Below are 16,011 nucleotides of genomic sequence, written 5' to 3'. Positions count from 1 at the left end.
GATGCCTCACCTGTTTTCTCCGGATGGTGACAAGGCCATTGCCAGAATTCTGGCGCAGCGCCCGCTGCTTGCGTTGGACTTTGATGGCACGCTTGCCCCCATCGTGCCACAGCCCGAAAATGCACGTGCGCCATTGGCCATTTCCCGCATCCTGAAAAAGCTTTGCAACCGCCTGCCTGTGGCTATTGTCAGTGGACGCGCAAAGGCAGATGTGATTGATCGCTTGGGCTTCGTTCCGCACTACCTGATTGGCAACCATGGTGCAGAAGGTTTGCCGGATGTACATCCCGATCTGGCTCACGATCAAGTCGCTCAGTGGAAGGCCGCACTGGAGCCGTTCGCCCAAGAATTTTCCGCTGCCGGAGTCCGTCTGGAAGACAAGGGCTATTCCCTGTCCCTTCATTATCGGCTGGCACGGGAACGGGACGATGCACTGGCGCTGATTGAAAAGATCGCCAGCAGTTTGAGCCCCGCCCCGCGGCTGATTGGAGGTAAATGTGTGCTTAATCTATTGCCCCCCGATGCGCCCGACAAATACCGGGCCATCTGCCATCTGCTCATCCTGTCGGGTTGCGATAGCGTCATTTTTGCAGGGGATGATCTGACCGACGATGTGGTGTTTGAAAAAGCCCCGCAGGACTGGCTGACGGTGCGAGTAGAGCCCGCCGCCGGGCATCGGGCACGCTTTCATCTTTCCCATCAAAATGAGATGTTTCTGTTTCTGCAGCGCTTGCTGAGTGGGCTGGAGTCCTTGCAGAGGCCGGATGTCAGGAAGCTGTTTGCAGGGCCTTAGCGTTTCTGCGAAAAAGGCCCCTTCAGGAAAATCCTGATCACTAGGCGGCTGGTCTTCATGGGGTGAGTCGCGAAGAGCGTTCTTCTCCGTGCCGACTCGCGCTGTTTCGGATCTCGGTCAGGACTTCATCCTGAAAACAAGAATCGCCATAATCTAAATTGAATACTTTGGAGCGTCTTCGCTGCTTCGCTGCGCGCGTGCGTCAGGGCATCGCGCAGAGATTCATTTCACTGGTGATGTGTTAAAAAAACACCATCTACGAATTGTCCAGAAGGGGAAATAATGCGCGACGGCCGCTTGTTTCGTGTCCGTACATAACTTAAATATCATAGGAGGAAGACCATGAAGCATCAGATCGGCTTTGCTGCATCATCTTTGGCGCTTGTTTTGCTGGCAGCTTGCAGCACTGCTCCGTCTGCGCCCGCAGCCAGCCTGCCCGCCATGGCAAAAGGCAGTACGCTGGTTAGTACGGAGGGCAATGCGCTCTATGTCTTCAAGAAGGATGTTGTTGGCAAGAGTGCTTGCGTTCGTGATTGCCTGAAATTTTACCAGCCGCTTTTTGCGAAGCCGGACGACAAGGCCGTTGGCGATTACGCGATATTTGAGCGCCCGGACGGCATGAGTCAGTGGGCTTATAAAGGTCAGGGGTTGTACTCCTGCACGGTTCCTGCTCTGAAAAAAGACGCTTCGAAAAAAGACGTCGAAGCAGCCCAAAAGAAGGCCGACGGTTGTGCCAAGGGTTTGACGAGTGACTGGGTCGCGGCCAAGCCTTGATTGACACTCCTCTCACGCGTCTGCGAGTTGACGCGTGCGGAGGTTTGGCGCCCACCCCCGCGGGATGGGCGCCCTCAGTTTTCCAGATGCTGGTTGCTTGAGTAGCATGCACGCCACAAAATCATCGTTTGTACTGAATAGCTTATTCGACCAGCGCGACAAGACCGGGGTTGATGTGCATCCTCCTTGGCGCTAGCGAAGTGCGTAGGGCGAAAAGGGGGCTTTCCCCGCTGATGTTCCTGGCTACTCCGAATCATCGAGATACTTGAAGCGCACGAAGCCGTTTGGTCAGCCTTTTGAGCAGATATTTGATCACTGCGATACAAAAGTGCCCAGATGTCCCTGATCTTGCTTTGCCACAGTACGTGTTGTTAGGATGAACGCTTCGGTGCAAAGGCCTGATCTGCGGACCGAGTTCATAAAACACCAAAAAAGGGTATCGCTATGGCATTTTGTCCTGCGTGTGGGGCTGAAGTGAATGAAAAGGCTGTTGTCTGCGTCAAATGTGGTGTGCCGGTGACGCCCGCCGGCTCGACTCAGGCTGGACCGGTCTCTGACAAGGAGTGGCTGACCACCATGCTGCTGTGTTTTTTCCTGGGTGGCTTTGGCGTGCATCGATTTTATACCGGGCATACCGGCATTGGCATTGCGCAATTGCTGACCCTCGGCGGTTGCGGTATCTGGGCTTTGATCGACTTCATCATGATTCTCACTGGTGGCCTCAAGGATGCCAAGGGTTTGCCTCTCAAGAAATAAGCGGCTGGATGCCCTGATTTTTGCGGGCATCAGCGTACTGGGAGTCGCGGCCCTCGTGGCTCCCGTATTCCTCCTTTCCGTGTTGCCACCCTGCCTGATCAGTTTGCTGACGGGCCTTGAATGCTGGGGTTGCGGCATCACGCGCGCCGTCCTCCAAGCCCTGCATGGCGATTGTTCTGCGGCTTGGGCGCTGAATCCGCTTGTTTTCATTGTTCTTCCTTTGCTGAGTTTTGAATATGCAAGGCTGGGCTGGCGGCTTTTCGGCTCTGTGCGGAAGGCTCCTCTTGATGTTCGCCCCTGATCAGCTGTTCGCCCCAGCCATGGCTTGTCAAGCCGGGCAGTCATCACCCTGAAAAGTGGTTTGCGCAAACTTGGCACTGTTGCTGCAGAGTGATGCACCAGTTTGGCCTTGGGCATTTTGACGCGCACCAATCTGGGCCACTTTCTTGCAGAGGCCTGTCTGAATGATGGTGCTGCGCACATGGCACGCTTCTCGCATCAGGGGTTAAGCCGATAAAACAGCTCCATCAGGAGAAAACAGTGGCTCAGATTCAAAAACAAATTTCCAGCAAATCGGCCAACGCCCGTTTCTTTGATGAAATGAGTAATGCTACCGGTGAGGTGCGCCCGCATTACGAGGGCTATGTCGGCTGGTTCGATGGCATGCCTGCCGAGCGCATTACGCGCAAGCGTCAAGAGGCTGATGCGCTGTTTCATCGCTCCGGCATTACCTTTGCCGTATATGGTGACGAGGCCGGTGCCGAGCGCCTGATCCCTTTTGATGTCATTCCGCGCATCATTCCCGCACAGGAATGGGTGACGATGGCTGCGGGTTTGCGCCAGCGCGTAAAGGCGTTGAACGCATTTCTGCACGATATCTATCATGGGCAGGAGATCCTCAAGGCCGGGCGCATTCCGGCTGAGCAGGTGCTGAACAATGCGCAATATCGCCCTGAGATGCAGGGCGTGGACGTGCCCAAGGATATCTATGCGGCGATTGCCGGTGTGGATATCGTGCGCGCCGGCGCCGGCGAGTATTACGTGCTCGAAGACAACCTGCGCGTGCCCTCGGGTGTGAGCTACATGATCGAGAACCGCAAGATGATGATGCGGCTCTTTCCCGAGCTGTTCTCGAAAAATCGCGTTGCCCCGGTCGAACACTATCCCGACCTCCTGCTAGATACCTTGCGTGCAGTCGCCCCCAAGGGGGTGCTCGATCCGACCGTGGTCGTGCTCACCCCCGGCAGCTTCAACAGCGCCTATTTCGAGCATGCCTTTCTTGCGCAGCAGATGGGCGTGGAGCTGGTTGAAGGGCCGGATCTGTTTGTGAGCGACGAGCAGGTTTTCATGCGCACCACGCAAGGCCCGCAGCGCGTGGACGTGATCTACCGCCGCATCGATGATGACTACCTGGACCCGCTTGCTTTCCGGCCGGACTCCATGCTCGGCGTGCCGGGCCTGCTCTCGGCCTACCGAGCGGGCAATGTCACCCTGTCAAACGCTATCGGCACCGGCGTGGCTGATGACAAATCGATTTACCCGTATGTGGGCGAGATGGTGCGTTTCTATCTGGGGGAAGAGCCGCTGCTCAACAACGTGCCCACCTACATGTTGCGCAAGCCCGACGATCTGGCCTACACGCTGGACCATCTGGCCGAGCTGGTGGTCAAGGAGGTTCACGGCGCGGGTGGCTACGGCATGCTTGTCGGCCCGGCTTCGACCAAGGCCGAGATCGAAGATTTCCGCAAACGCATCCTTGCTTCACCCGAGAAATATATCGCCCAACCCACACTTTCCCTGTCGACCTGTCCGACTTTTGTGGACGCCGGCATCGCGCCACGCCACATCGATCTGCGCCCCTTCGTGCTTTCGGGCAACGAAGTGCGTTTCGTGCCCGGCGGCCTCACCCGTGTGGCCTTGAAAGAAGGCTCGCTGGTGGTGAACTCCTCGCAAGGCGGGGGCACGAAAGACACCTGGGTAATGGAAGATTAAGGAAGGAACAAGCATGTTGTCACGCACCGCCGATCACCTGTACTGGATGGCCCGCTATATCGAGCGCGCTGAAAACCTCGCGCGTATTCTCGACGTGAACAATCGCATGCTGCTGCTGCCGCAGAGCGAGCGTGAAGTTGAGCGTCTGTGGCGCGAAACGCTGGATTCCATTGGCCTGCTTGAGGGCTATCACGCCACTCACGACAAAGTCATTCCGGATGATGTCGTGCACTTTATGGCGCTGGATCGCAGCAATCCTGGCAGCATCTACTCCTGCCTGCGTTCGGCGCGCGAAAACGCCCATGCCGTGCGCGGCACGCTTACCGCCGAGTTGTGGGAAACCATCAACACCACCTGGCTCAAGCTGCGCGAATACCAGATTGAGAAAATGGGCGCTGATGATCTCGACGCCTTCTTCGAGTGGGTCAAGTTGCGTTCGCACCAGTCGCGTGGCGTCAGCTTTGCCACCATGATGCGTGACGAAGCCAACTGCTTCCTGCGCCTCGGCACCTTCATCGAACGCGCTGACAATACCGCGCGCATCCTCGACGTGAAATACAACTTCATCGCCGAAGCACCGCGCCGCGACGATGCCAGCGAGTACTACCAATGGAGCGCGCTGCTGCATTCGGTGTCCGCCTTCGAGATTTATCGCAAGGTGTATCGCGACCAGATCACGCCCTCGCGCGTTGCCGAGCTGCTCATCCTGCGCGGTGACATGCCGCGCTCGCTGGCGCATTGCACCGCCGAAGTCGCCAGCTTCCTCGAAGAAGTCGCCAACCAGCGCTCCAGCGAGACCCGGCGTCGAGCGGGTGAGCTGTCTGCCAGCTTGCAATACGGGCGGATCGAAGATGTGCTCGAAGCCGGTTTGCATACTTACCTGACGCGCTTCATTACCCGCATCAATGACATTGGCGACCGGATAGCCAGCGATTTCCTGTTGCCGGTAACTGCTTGAAACAGTGCTGAGGATTGAGTTCTGAGTGCTGAGTGGGCGTGCTTGTGAAGCCGCGGCCAGTACGCGTTTTCAAGCAGGAGTGCTGCAGAGGCAATGCGGGCAAGGATCTTGGAGCGGGTGACGTAGGAGCGCGTAGCTGGCGATTTGCCCGCGTGGATCGCCAGCTGCGCTAGCTCCTACGGGACGTGCTTGTAAAGCTGCGCCCGGTAATCTTCTTCGAGTATGTGTGCTGAAAAAGCACGACAGGCACGGGTCTCGGGGCACGCTGATGGTGTACTCAGCACTCAGCACTCAGCACTCAGCACTAAAAATCCGGAGGATTTTTATAATGAAATACACTATTCGCCATGAAACCCGCTGTCATTTCGACAGCCCCGCCAGCTTCAGCATCCGCAACCTGCGCATCACCCCGCGCGAGGAGGCAGGTTTGCGCATCGAAAATTGGCGCGTCAGCACACCCGGACGCAGCAGCTGCAGCCTCGACACTTGGGGTAATACGACTCACCTGCTGACCCTGACCGAGCCGCATGAAAACGTGCGCATCCTGGTTACCGGCGTGGTCGATGTCCCGGATGAGGCCGTGTCTCACTTTGGGCAGGGCGATAGCCCGCTCGCGCCGCAGATTTACTTGGCCAGCACTCAGCTCACCAGCGTCGATGCGGCACTGGCGAAGTTCTCGCATCAGCACTTGAAACAGCCGCCGCAAAGCATCGATATGGTACTGGCCATGCTGGAAGTGTTGCGCGAGGAATTGCTTCCGATGCCTTCAGGTGGCGAGGCTTTGCGCGGTGCTGCGGCCAGTTTTGGCCGTGGTCGCGCCACTTTGCCAGATCAGGTGCATGTTCTGATCGCCGCCTGCCGCGCTGCCGGCTTGCCCGCCCGCTTTGTCAGCGGCTACCAGCTCGGCGACGCGAGTCACAAGCGCGCCAGCGAATACGCCTGGGCGGATGTCTGGCTGGAGGCCGAAGGCGGTTGGGTCAGTGTCGACGCGCGCCGTGCCCAGCTTGCCAGTGGCCGTCAGGTCCGTCTGGCGGTCGGCCGCGATTACCTCGATGCCTGCCCGATGCGCAGTATTCATCAGGGTGGCGGGCACGAGGAAGTGCGGGTGTCGGTGCAGGCGGCCTGATTTTTTCTAGCTGCCCGAAGAGGCACTCTCAGCGGGCTTCTTCAGGCAGGCTGGTTGAAAACACCCGTTCATCAACGATCTTGCGACAGGTATGCTGAAAAGCAAGGCTGGGAGCGGCTCTTCAGGCAATGTATTTGAGCCGTACCATCCTGTCGGCGGCTCATTTTTTGCTGCCCAGAACCAGAACAAGACCGCCAGCAACGATGGCGGCAATCCCTGCCCAGACCGGGACGTTGACGGTTTCCTTCTCCTTTACGGAAAACTCGATCGGTCCCAGCTTAACGGCCGTCGTGTCTTTGGTATAACTGAAGCCGCCGTAAAGCAGAGCGAGCACGCCGGCGACAATCAGGACAATGGCAATAATTCTATTCATATTCATTTCGCTCTCTTTCGTGGGTGATGGATGACTCGCCGCGTTTGCTGACGATCCTTCTGACGGGAGCCACACCATCTGTTTGTGAACGAGGCCGCTCACATTGTGCGCTTTGCGCGCACGGATAAGGTGATGCGCAGAGGTAAGCAGATATTCGAGCGTAGCCGAGGATCCGCATCCGGCGCTCCACTGCGGGCGGGATGCCGCAAAAGAGGGCCGGGAGCGGCTCTTCAGCCTAGTCTTGGCCGCTCAACGCCATCCGTTGCGCACCATCATGGGATGGGCTGGCGCGGCAGGCTCGCGCTCGATCTGGCAGAGCTGGAGTTGCGCTTGGGGGCTGATCAGGTCGCGATCCGCTTGCATTGGTGCTGGCCCTGCCAGAACCGGGCCGGTGCGGGGGCAAGAGAATTCGGTCATGTCGCGTTCGATGAGCATGGTGTTCTCCTTGGCCACGCAGGCGAGAGTGCCTGCATGGTTTTCATGCAACAAACGTTCCATCACGATCAAGGCGCGCTATCTTCTTCAGGAGCCTGTACCAGCGAGCGTTTCTTCACGTCCTCCAGCAGCTCCGCAAAGTCACGGGATTCGGCGGGCATCATGGTGACCTGTACTTCGACCTTGTGCGAGGAGCCGCCGAGGATGACGCCGCGCATCGGGGTGACGTCGCCAAAGTCGCGACCCCAGCCAAGCAGGGCATGCTCCAGATCGGGTTGGCAGTTGTTGGTGGGGTCGAAGCCGACCCAGCCATTGTCCGGGCACCACACGGCAACCCAGGCGTGCGAGGCGTCAGCCCCGATCAGACGTGGTTTGCCGGGTGCGGGGTGGGTGAGGATGTAGCCGCTCATGTAGCGCGCCGCGAGGCCCAGCGCGCGCAGAGCGCTGATCATCAGGTGGCTGAAATCCTGGCACACGCCACGCCGGTTCTTGAAGGTTTCGGCCAGTGGGGTGCTGACGGTGCTGGCCTTGGGGTCGAACTTGAATTCGCCGTGAATGCGCGCCATGAGGTGGCGAGTCGCGCTTAGCAAGGGTCTCCGGGGCGTGAAGCTGGAGAGCGCCCATTGGCGGACTTCTTCAAGCAGGGGAGCTTGCGGTGAAGGCAGGGCGAATTCCTGTGCATCGAGCGGTGCTGACGACGGGAAGGCGGCAAGCTGGGCGGCAACCGTTTCCCAGCCCGGGCTGCCGGCATGCCGCCAGCTGAGCGGGCGCGCCAGCACGTCGACGGTGCTGGCGGCAATCAGGCGCAGCGTGGCGTGCGGTTGGCGCACGGTGATCCATTGCGAGGGATTGCCGAACCAGTCCAGATGTTCCTTGCGTTCCATCGGGGCCGGCAGGATTTCGATCTGGTGATGCAGGGTGCGCTGGAAGTCAAAGGGGCGCGGCGTCAGGTGCAGCAGGTGCTGCGACAGGCTGACCGGGGCGCCGTAGCGATACAGGGTTTCGTGGATGACGTGATAGCGCTGGCTTTGAGCTTTGGTCTGGCTCTGGCTTTGAGTCTGGCTCATGCAATCACCCGCACGCTTTCATCGGAGTGGCTGAAAAAATGCAGGCTGATCTGATTCGACAGCTCAGCGGAGGCGCTGCGCAAGGTCGCCAATGCTTCCTGCAACGATGCCGAGCCGGGATGGAAGTCCTTCTCCGGATCAAGATGCAGCAAGCGTGTGTGCAGGGCTTCGATGCCGGTATCGGGCATGTCGCCCAGGCTCTCATCCAGTCGCTTCAGATAGTCGCGCAGGCCGCCGGTCTGGAATACGATGCCACGCGGATTGGCTTCGTCGGCAATCAGCAGATCCAGTACCGCCAGCCATTCCGGGCGCGCCATGTAGCGCGAGCGGTAGGTGACGATGGAGTCTGAAATTTCGAGCAGCCATTCGGGATTGCCTTCTTCGCCCATGCGCATGGCGGTTTCGATGGCTTCGGTCTGGAACTGCAGGCGCTCGATCCGTCGCCCCAGCGAGAGGAAACGCCAGCCGTGGTCGCGCGTCATGCCGTCCAGCGTGAAGCCGGCCAGGGTCATGAAGCTGGTGATCAGTTCGTCGAGCAGGGCCATCGCCTCGTAGATGCCAACGTCTTCGTGCGGCTTCTTTTCGACGCTGCGGGCCAGTGCGTTGAGGGTGCGCCAGTTGTCGGTTGACAGGCGCTCGCGCAGCTGGAAACCGGCGCGCGACAGATGCAGAATGTGCGAGGCTAGGCCGCCGGCCACGCTGGAGTCCACCACGCTGCGCAGCAGCGGGCGGATCGCATCGCGCTCGTCGCAGGCCTTGGGCAGGATGCCGATCTGTTTGCCGAAAGCTGCCAGCGCGGCCCATTCGATGGGCGTTTCCTGATTGTCGGTGACACGCCCCAGCGCCACGCGCAGATAGCGGGCAAGATTGTCACAGCGTTCGGAATAGCGTCCGAACCAGAACAGGTTTTCGACCACGCGGCTGGACAGGCCTGCTCCGCTACGTACCAGATCGGTGGCGCTCACCGGCCGGCGCAGCAAGCTCAGGGGCGAAGCGGCATGTTCGCCGCAGACCCACACGTCCTTGCTGCCGCCGCCGCGTTGGCTCGACAACAGGCGAACGTCATGTTCGCTGGAGGTGCGCGCCAGCCCACCAGGCATCACCATGTAGCCTTCCGGGGTGGCCACCGCGAAGACGCGCATGCCTGCCGAGCGATCAACCAGATGTCGCATCTGCTGACGATCCAGCACCGGTACGCGCGACAGGGCGACCAGTTCCTGCGCGAGGAACTCGCGTGGCGCGGCGCGCACCTTGGCGCTCAGTGCCGCCAGCCCGGCCTTGTCCAGATCCTCGCCGAAAACCGGGCCGAAACGACGTCCGTGGGTCTGCGGCATGGCGCTCTTGAAGACCAGATGATCGGCCTTCTCCAGCGCATCTTCCATCGCGGGCGCCTCGCCGCACCACCAGGTCGCGGCGCCCGGCATGGCGAGCTTTTCGCCCAGCAAGTGTTCGCACAGACCGGGCAAAAAGCCGGTCAGTGCGCCGGTTTCCAGTACGCTGGAGCCGACCGAATTGGCCAGCAGCACATTGCCGCGGCGCACCACATCCATCAGGCCGGGCACGCCCAGGGCCGAGTCGGCGCGCAGTTCCAGCGGATCACAGAAATCATCGTCCATGCGACGCACGATGGCGTGCACGCGGCGCAGGCCGGACAGGGTTTTGAGCCATACGCAGCCATCGCGCACGGTCAGATCCTGACCCTCGACCAGCGGGAAGCCGAGGTAGCGCGCGAGGTAAGCTTGTTCAAAATAGGTTTCGTTGTAGGGCCCCGGCGTGAGCAGTACGGTGTTGGTCTGGCCGTCATCGTGTGGTGCGTAACTGGCAATCGAATCGCGCAGCGCCGCAAAGAAGGGCGCCAGCCGCTGCACGCGCAGTTCGCGGAACAGATCGGCGTGCAGGCGCGAGGTGATGATGCGGTTCTCCAGCGCATAGCCCGCGCCGGAGGGCGCCTGTGTACGATCATTGATGACCCACCAACGCCCGTCAGGCGCGCGCGCCAGATCCACCGCAAGCAGATTCAGATGCACGCCATTGCGGGGCACGATGCCGTGGGCCGGGCGTTGAAAGCCGGGGTGGCCGAGGATCAGCGCGGGGGGCAGGCGGCCTTCGGCGAACAGGGTTTGCGGGCCGTACAGGTCGGCGAGGATGCGGTTGAACAAAGTGGCGCGCTGGATCACGGCCTGCTCGATCCCGCGCCATTCGTCTGCGGGGATGATCAGCGGCAGCGGGTCCAGTTGCCAGGGCCGGCTGCCGCCTTCGGCCTCATCATAGACATTGTAGGTGATGCCGTTGTCACGTACCTGACGATCCACTTCACTGAACAGATCGCGCACCTGGGTGACGCTCTGCCGCGTCAGGCGGGCATAGAGCCCGGCGTAATGCGGACGTGGCACGCCTGCGCTGACGAACATCTCGTCGAAGCGCTGCGAATCTTGCGGGTAGTCTGAAAATAGTTGCTTGGGCATGCTCTGTCTTTGTTTTTAGGCCCTGTGCGGGCTGAGGCGGACGCTACTATCGCCAGCCTCAGCCCGGAAAGCAATCATCCGCGGCGCAAATCCAGCGTGAACGGGAAGTCCGGGTTGCGCTCTTCGCGTGGAAGTTTGACTTCACCCGGCGTGTGGCCAGTGCGGAAGAAGCGCGCCAGGCGCCGCGCTTCGGCCTCCAGTGCATTGATCGGGAAGGTCTCGCTGCTGCGCCCGCCCGGATGCGAGACGTGATACTGGCAGCCGCCCAGCGAGCGAGCCATCCAGGTATCGACCAGGTCGATGGTCAGTGGCGCATGCACCGGGATGGTCGGATGCAGGCAGCTGCTCGGCTGCCAGGCGCGGTAGCGCACCGCGCCGACGAATTCGCCCGGCACACCGGTGGGCTGCAGCGGAATGGCGCGCCCGTTGCAGGCCAGCACATGGCGGTCTTCGACGAGGCCCGTGACCTTCACCTCGATGCGTTCGACCGAGGCATCGACGAAACGCACGGCGCCACCGCCGGCATTTTCCTCGCCCATGACATGCCAGGGCTCCAGCGCCAGGCGTAGTTGCACCTCGACATTTTTCGCGACGAAATCGCCCAGTTTGGGGAAGCGAAATTCGAAATGCGGCGCGAACCATTCGGGCTGCAGTGCGTAACCGAATTCCTGCAGCTCGGTGATGACGTCGCAAAAGTCTTCCCAGATGCAATGCGGCAGCATGAAGCGGTCATGCAGCTCGGTGCCCCAGCGTTTCAGACGGTTGGGCTGATACGGCTCCTGCCAGAAGCGCGCCAGTAGCGCGCGCATCAGCAGTTGCTGGGCGAGACTCATCTGCGCATGCGGTGGCATCTCGAAGCCGCGCATTTCGAGCAGGCCGAGGCGGCCGGTGGAGGAGTCCGGCGAGTACAGCTTGTCGATGCAGAATTCGGCGCGGTGTGTATTCCCTGTCACGTCGATCAGCAGATTGCGCAGCAGGCGGTCCACCAGCCAGGGCGGACACGGCCCCGTGCTTTCCTCGGTGCGTTTGCGCATTTCGGCCAGGGCCACCTCGATCTCGTAGACCGAGTCGTTGCGTGCCTCGTCGATGCGCGGGGCCTGACTGGTCGGGCCGACGAAAAGGCCCGAGAACAGGTAGGACAGGGCCGGATGGTTGTGCCAGTAGGCGATCATGCTGGCCAGCAGGTCGGGCCGGCGCAGGAAGGGCGAATCGATCGGCGTGACACCGCCGAAGACGAAGTGATTGCCACCGCCGGTGCCGATGTGGCGGCCATCGAGCATGAATTTTTCGGATGACAGACGCGTGGCGTGGGCCATGTCATACAGAGAGGTGGTCTGTTCGACCAGCTCGTCCCAGCTGGCCACCGGCTGCACATTCACCTCAATCACGCCGGGGTCGGGCGTCACGCGCAGCACGGTCAGGCGTGCGTCCTTGGGCGGCTCGTAGCCTTCGATCACCACCGGCATCTTCATGGCCTTGGCGGTGGCTTCGACGGCGGCGACGACCTCAAGATAATTCTCCAGCACCGGGGTCGGCGGCATGAAGACGTAGAGCCGCCCACCGCGGGCTTCGGCGCACATTGCCGTGCGCGCCACCCAGTCGGCCGATTCGAACAATTCAGGGATGCGCGGATCCCGCCCCGCAACCATTTTGACGGCCTTCTTTGCCTTGTCGCCGGCGTCGTTTTTCTTTGCCAAAGGAGGCTGTTTCTCGCCCGGATCGAGTGGATGCGAATACGGATAGTCGGCCTTGCTCACCCAGGGCTGGCGATCCAGCGGCAGGCGCAGGCCCACGGGTGAGTCGCCCGGCATCAGGTAACAGCGCCCCTCGCGCACGAACCAGGGGCTGGTCTGCCAGGCTTCTCCGCTCGGGTCGCGCGCCAGCGGCAGCACCCAGCCCACCGTTTTGCCCAGACCCTGATCGAAGACCTTGCGCAGACGGGCGCGCTCCAGCGGATCATCGACGCGCGAATCCAGCGGATCGACGTTGATCGGCAAATTGCGCTCGCGCCACAGGTAGTAGAAGGTGTCCTCGAAGGCCGGGAACACATATTCCGTGGTGATCTTCAGGCGCCGCGCCACGCCTCTGAGAAAAGCACCGGCCTTGGCCGTGGTGGCGCCGTATTCCTTGTCTTCCTCGGCACACAGGGCGGGGTCAGACCACAGCGCCTCGCCGTCCTTGCGCCAGTACAGATTCAGCGACCAGCGCGGCAATTGCTCGCCCGGATACCACTTGCCCTGACCGAAATGCTGCAGGCCCAGCGGTGCGTATTTTTCCTTGAGACGGGCGAACAAGGTGGACGAGAGGATGCGTTTTTTCGGCCCCATCGCTTCGGTATTCCACTCCGCACCATCGCGGTCATCGAAGGACACGAAGGTCGGCTCGCCACCCTGCGTCAGGCGCACGTCATGGCGACTGAGATCGCGATCAATCTTGCGCCCCAGCGCTTTGATGTTCGTCCACTGCGCATCGGTGTAAGGCAGGGTCACGCGCGGCGGCTCCAGCACGCGGGTGATCTTCATGCTGTGTTCAAACTCGACCTTGCAGGCTTCCACCGCGCCTTCGATGGGCGCAGCCGAAGACGGTTCGGGCGAGCAGGCCAGCGGAATGTGGCCTTCACCGGCGAATAGGCCCGAGGTCGGGTCCAGCCCGACCCAGCCTGCTCCCGGCAGATACACCTCGCACCAGGCGTGCAGATCGGTGAAGTCCACTTCGGTGCCGGAGGGGCCGTCCAGCGACTTCACATCCGGCTTCAGCTGGATCAGGTAGCCCGACACGAAACGCGCGGCCAGGCCGAGATGGCGCAGCACCGCGACCATCAGCCAGGCCGAATCGCGACAGGAGCCCGCAGCTTTCTCCAGCGTTTCTTCCGGCGTCTGCACCCCTGGCTCCATGCGGATGCCATAGCTTACGGCGCCCATCAAACGTTGGTTCAGCGCCACCAGAAAATCGTTGGTCGGCATCGGCTCGCGCGACACGCTGTCCACGAAAGCCTCGAGCAGCGGTGTCATCGGCGCGGTCTTGACGAAGGGCGCCAGTTCGCCGGAGAGGGAGTCCGCGTAGCTGAACGGGAACTCCATCGCCTCCGGCTCCAGGAAGAAGTCGAAAGGGTTCTGCACCGACATCTCGACCAGCAGGTCGACTTCGACGCGAAACTCGCGGGTCTTTTCGGGGAAGACCAGTCGTGCCAGATAATTCGACTGCGGATCCTGTTGCCAGTTGATGAAATGCGTCGCTGGCAGCACCCGCAGCGAATAGCTCAGCACCCGCGTGCGTGCATGTGGCGCCGGGCGCAGGCGCACGATTTGCGGGCCCAGGGCAATCCGCTTGTTGTAACGGTAATGGGTGACGTGATGCAGGGCAACTTGGATCGACATGGGATTCTCTTCTCGGAGCGGGGCGTTTCTTTGTTAGCAAGGACCGTGCAAAGCCCGTTCTACAGAGGTTTTGGGGGCAGGACAAAGACTTTGGCACCAAGCGCGCGCATCCGGGCAGCGCTTGCTGGTGCAGGGCACCAATCTGGCGCCAGCCAGCTTGGGTTGTTACTGTTACAGAAATTTGCAGGCTGAAGACGCTTGCTGCGCGGGCCTCTTCAGACAGGCTTGCCGCAGAGCAAGGCGGGATGCGGCCTGGCGAGCACATCCTGATGGCGCCCGGCGCCGCGTCAAGATTCCCCCGCCCGCTGCACAAAGGTACAATCGTCGGCTTTCCAAAGCTCAGGCTCATCCCCATGACTGCTCGCAACATTGATGGCGTCGCTCTGTCGGCGCAAGTGCGCGGCGAGATCGCGCAACGCGCCGCCGAACTCACCGCCCAAGGCGTTCAGCCCAGCCTCGCCGTGATCCTCGTCGGCGGCGATCCCGCCTCGGCCGTGTATGTGCGCAACAAGGTGGCTGGCTGCGAGAAGACCGGCATCCGTTCGCTCAAATTCGAATACCCGGCCGATGCGGCTCCGGAAGAAGTCTTCGCCAAGATCGCCGAGCTGAACGCCGATCCGTCGGTGCACGGCATCCTCGTGCAACTGCCGCTGCCCAAGCAGTTCGACGCCGACAAGGTGCTCGAAGCGATTTCGCCCGAGAAAGACGTCGACGGTTTTCACGCCGAAAACTTCGGCCTGCTGCTGCAAGGGCGCAAGTCTTTCTACCCGTGTACGCCCTGGGGTGTGATGAAGATGCTCGACACCGAGAAGGTCGAAATCAAGGGTGCCGAGGCCGTGGTGATTGGCCGCTCCAACATCGTCGGCAAGCCGATGGCCGTGATGTTGCTGGCGCGTGGCGCTACCGTTACTGTCTGCCATTCGCAGACCAAAGACCTCGCCTTCCACACCAAACGTGCCGACATAGTGGTTGCTGCCGTGGGCCGTGCGAAGTTCCTTACCGGCGACATGATCAAGCCCGGTGCCGTGGTGATTGACGTAGGCATCAACCGTCTGCCGGATGGCAAATTGTGCGGCGATGTGGACTTCGATTCCGCCCGCGAAGTGGCGTCCCTGATTACTCCCGTTCCCGGCGGCGTTGGTCCGATGACCATCACCATGCTGCTGGCCAATACCGTAGAGAGCGCCGAACGCGCTGCTAAAGCCTGACGGCGCTGGCCCACCGGCCAGACCGTTCCCTTTTCCCCAGCCTCTCGCCCCCGAGGGGCGAGGGGAGTATGAAGAAGTCGTGATACGACTTTTATAAACTGGAGAGAAATATGAGCAACCCCACCCCCCTCGTTGGCATTCTCATGGGCTCGGACAGCGACTGGCCGATCATGAAAGCCTGTGCCAAGACCTTCAAAGACTTCGGCATCGCTTATGAAGCCAAAGTGCTGTCGGCCCACCGCACGCCGGATCAGGCGCTGGACTACGCTTCCGGTGCTCAGGCGCGTGGCCTCAAGGTGCTGATCGGTGCCGCTGGCGCTGCCGCCCACCTGGCCGGTGTGATGGCCGCCAAGAGCGAGCTGCCGGTGCTGGCCGTGCCGATGCCGTCCAAGCATCTGGGCGGTCTGGATTCGCTGCTGTCCATGGTCCAGATGCCCGGCGGCATTCCGGTGGCGACTTTTGCCATCGGCGAAGCCGGCGCCGTGAACGCAGCGCTGTTTGCTGTGGCCATGCTGGCCCTGAGCGACGCAGAAATCGCCAAAAAGCTCAGCGCCTTCCGTCTGGCTCAGACCGAAAAGGTGCTGGCCAAGACCTTGCCGGACGTCGAGTGATTTGTGTAGGGCGGGTTAGCCGCAGGCGTAACCCGCCATCCATCCTGCGCTCCTTCGGTGACTGGCCGCTGGCAAG

At 61.2% G+C, this 16,011-nt stretch carries 14 protein-coding genes; 9 read left to right on the top strand and 5 right to left on the bottom strand.

Annotated features, from left to right (window positions below; all coding sequences use genetic code 11):
* The first annotated feature begins 1 nt into the window (after position 1).
* The 7 genes from otsB (at position 2) to ABXR19_RS08220 (ending at position 6,399) form a co-directional block, all read left to right on the top strand.
* Entirely contained in the window at positions 2 to 793 is a 792-nt protein-coding gene (gene otsB, locus ABXR19_RS08250; protein ID WP_354600641.1) for a trehalose-phosphatase, read from the top strand.
* Positions 794 to 1,135: 342 nt separating this feature from the next.
* Complete coding sequence (locus ABXR19_RS08245) at positions 1,136 to 1,567, top strand: COG4315 family predicted lipoprotein (protein ID WP_354600640.1); 432 nt, start codon at positions 1,136 to 1,138, stop codon at positions 1,565 to 1,567.
* Positions 1,568 to 2,011: 444 nt separating this feature from the next.
* A complete protein-coding gene (locus ABXR19_RS08240; RefSeq protein WP_354600639.1) occupies positions 2,012 to 2,323 on the top strand; it encodes a TM2 domain-containing protein in 312 nt (103 codons plus the stop codon).
* Complete coding sequence (locus tag ABXR19_RS08235) at positions 2,295 to 2,624, top strand: DUF2752 domain-containing protein (RefSeq protein ID WP_354600740.1); 330 nt, start codon at positions 2,295 to 2,297, stop codon at positions 2,622 to 2,624. The genes ABXR19_RS08240 and ABXR19_RS08235 overlap by 29 nt, the downstream gene beginning before the upstream one ends.
* 299 nt (positions 2,625 to 2,923) lie before the next feature.
* On the top strand, positions 2,924 to 4,315 hold the full coding sequence (locus ABXR19_RS08230; protein WP_354600739.1) for a circularly permuted type 2 ATP-grasp protein: 1,392 nt from the start codon (positions 2,924 to 2,926) through the stop codon (positions 4,313 to 4,315).
* A 13-nt stretch (positions 4,316 to 4,328) separates the two neighbouring features.
* Complete coding sequence (locus ABXR19_RS08225) at positions 4,329 to 5,273, top strand: alpha-E domain-containing protein (protein WP_354600638.1); 945 nt, start codon at positions 4,329 to 4,331, stop codon at positions 5,271 to 5,273.
* Positions 5,274 to 5,601: 328 nt separating this feature from the next.
* A complete protein-coding gene (locus ABXR19_RS08220) occupies positions 5,602 to 6,399 on the top strand; it encodes a transglutaminase family protein (protein WP_354600637.1) in 798 nt (265 codons plus the stop codon).
* 160 nt (positions 6,400 to 6,559) lie between these two features.
* Here ABXR19_RS08220 and ABXR19_RS08215 read toward each other — a convergent pair whose 3' ends face one another.
* The 5 genes from ABXR19_RS08215 to ABXR19_RS08195 all read right to left on the bottom strand — a co-directional run bounded on the left by ABXR19_RS08215 (position 6,560) and on the right by ABXR19_RS08195 (position 14,116).
* On the bottom strand, positions 6,560 to 6,778 hold the full coding sequence (locus tag ABXR19_RS08215; protein ID WP_354600636.1) for a hypothetical protein: 219 nt from the start codon (positions 6,776 to 6,778) through the stop codon (positions 6,560 to 6,562).
* A 243-nt stretch (positions 6,779 to 7,021) separates the two neighbouring features.
* Complete coding sequence (locus tag ABXR19_RS08210; RefSeq protein ID WP_354600635.1) at positions 7,022 to 7,207, bottom strand: hypothetical protein; 186 nt, start codon at positions 7,205 to 7,207, stop codon at positions 7,022 to 7,024.
* A 68-nt stretch (positions 7,208 to 7,275) separates the two neighbouring features.
* The gene (locus tag ABXR19_RS08205) at positions 7,276 to 8,274 is read right to left on the bottom strand and encodes a transglutaminase family protein (protein ID WP_354600634.1); all 999 of its coding nucleotides are present in this window, start codon (positions 8,272 to 8,274) and stop codon (positions 7,276 to 7,278) included.
* Positions 8,271 to 10,739 carry a circularly permuted type 2 ATP-grasp protein gene (locus ABXR19_RS08200; protein ID WP_354600633.1) on the bottom strand — a complete coding sequence of 823 codons (2,469 nt, stop codon included), beginning with the start codon at positions 10,737 to 10,739 and terminating at the stop codon, positions 8,271 to 8,273. Before ABXR19_RS08200 ends, ABXR19_RS08205 begins: the two co-directional genes overlap by 4 nt.
* Before the next feature lie 74 nt (positions 10,740 to 10,813).
* Complete coding sequence (locus ABXR19_RS08195) at positions 10,814 to 14,116, bottom strand: transglutaminase family protein (RefSeq protein ID WP_354600632.1); 3,303 nt, start codon at positions 14,114 to 14,116, stop codon at positions 10,814 to 10,816.
* A gap of 353 nt (positions 14,117 to 14,469) precedes the next feature.
* Here ABXR19_RS08195 and folD point away from each other — a divergent pair, with 353 nt between their 5' ends.
* A complete protein-coding gene (folD, locus tag ABXR19_RS08190; RefSeq protein ID WP_354600631.1) occupies positions 14,470 to 15,324 on the top strand; it encodes a bifunctional methylenetetrahydrofolate dehydrogenase/methenyltetrahydrofolate cyclohydrolase FolD in 855 nt (284 codons plus the stop codon).
* Between the two features lie 110 nt (positions 15,325 to 15,434).
* Positions 15,435 to 15,935, top strand: coding sequence for a 5-(carboxyamino)imidazole ribonucleotide mutase (gene purE / locus ABXR19_RS08185; RefSeq protein ID WP_354600630.1), 501 nt, complete (start codon positions 15,435 to 15,437; stop codon positions 15,933 to 15,935).
* Positions 15,936 to 16,011 lie beyond the last annotated feature (76 nt).

The sequence above is a fragment of the Uliginosibacterium flavum genome, from assembly GCF_040566545.1.
GTDB classification, from domain to species: domain Bacteria; phylum Pseudomonadota; class Gammaproteobacteria; order Burkholderiales; family Rhodocyclaceae; genus Uliginosibacterium; species Uliginosibacterium flavum.
This window is presented reverse-complemented; position numbering and strand designations above follow the sequence as displayed.

Bases quoted from the DNA above. Each gene is read 5' to 3' on its own strand.
- otsB (WP_354600641.1), top strand. From the start codon at position 2: ATGCCTCACCTGTTTTCTCCGGATGGTGACAAGGCCATTGCCAGAATT.
- ABXR19_RS08245 (WP_354600640.1), top strand. From the start codon at position 1,136: ATGAAGCATCAGATCGGCTTTGCTGCATCATCTTTGGCGCTTGTTTTG.
- ABXR19_RS08240 (WP_354600639.1), top strand. From the start codon at position 2,012: ATGGCATTTTGTCCTGCGTGTGGGGCTGAAGTGAATGAAAAGGCTGTT.
- ABXR19_RS08235 (WP_354600740.1), top strand. From the start codon at position 2,295: ATGCCAAGGGTTTGCCTCTCAAGAAATAAGCGGCTGGATGCCCTGATT.
- ABXR19_RS08230 (WP_354600739.1), top strand. From the start codon at position 2,924: ATGAGTAATGCTACCGGTGAGGTGCGCCCGCATTACGAGGGCTATGTC.
- ABXR19_RS08225 (WP_354600638.1), top strand. From the start codon at position 4,329: ATGTTGTCACGCACCGCCGATCACCTGTACTGGATGGCCCGCTATATC.
- ABXR19_RS08220 (WP_354600637.1), top strand. From the start codon at position 5,602: ATGAAATACACTATTCGCCATGAAACCCGCTGTCATTTCGACAGCCCC.
- ABXR19_RS08215 (WP_354600636.1), bottom strand. From the start codon at position 6,778: ATGAATATGAATAGAATTATTGCCATTGTCCTGATTGTCGCCGGCGTG.
- ABXR19_RS08210 (WP_354600635.1), bottom strand. From the start codon at position 7,207: ATGCTCATCGAACGCGACATGACCGAATTCTCTTGCCCCCGCACCGGC.
- ABXR19_RS08205 (WP_354600634.1), bottom strand. From the start codon at position 8,274: ATGAGCCAGACTCAAAGCCAGAGCCAGACCAAAGCTCAAAGCCAGCGC.
- ABXR19_RS08200 (WP_354600633.1), bottom strand. From the start codon at position 10,739: ATGCCCAAGCAACTATTTTCAGACTACCCGCAAGATTCGCAGCGCTTC.
- ABXR19_RS08195 (WP_354600632.1), bottom strand. From the start codon at position 14,116: ATGTCGATCCAAGTTGCCCTGCATCACGTCACCCATTACCGTTACAAC.
- folD (WP_354600631.1), top strand. From the start codon at position 14,470: ATGACTGCTCGCAACATTGATGGCGTCGCTCTGTCGGCGCAAGTGCGC.
- purE (WP_354600630.1), top strand. From the start codon at position 15,435: ATGAGCAACCCCACCCCCCTCGTTGGCATTCTCATGGGCTCGGACAGC.